Below are 410 nucleotides of genomic sequence, written 5' to 3'. Positions count from 1 at the left end.
TCACCCCTGTCGACGGCCCGCCCGACCCCCCGCTCTTCCGGCCGCCCGCACCGCCCGGCCCGCCCCCCGGCATCCCCCTCCACCACGAGATCATCCTCGGGATCACCAAGTCCCCCCGGTCACTGGCCGTCACCCTCGCGGCCCTCGCCGTCGTCGGCGCGCTCCTCGTCGCAGGGCTCGTCCACCCCGCGCCGACCTTCCCCGTGCCGCCGCCGTACTCCCCGCCGGCCGCCACCCACACCCCCCTCCCCCTGCCCACCGGCCAACCCCTGGCCTCGCTCCTCGCCAGCGCCAACTTCTCCTACACCGCCACCAACACCGCCCCCACCACCTTCACCGTCAACGGCACACCCTGCGGGCCGCAGTCGAGCCCGTCACCGACTCCCACCCCCACACCGACGTCCACTCCC

The 410-nt window shown here is 75.6% G+C and carries 1 pseudogene; it reads left to right on the top strand.

The features are described 5' to 3' along the window. A pseudogene (locus PUR71_RS02890) lies at positions 1-410 on the top strand (hypothetical protein); the annotation flags it as partial.

The sequence above is a fragment of the Streptomyces sp. SP17BM10 genome (genome assembly GCF_036322405.1).
Taxonomy (GTDB): Bacteria; Actinomycetota; Actinomycetes; order Streptomycetales; family Streptomycetaceae; genus Kitasatospora.
The sequence above is the reverse complement of the archived record's forward strand: the minus strand, read 5'-3'. Positions and strand labels throughout refer to the sequence as shown.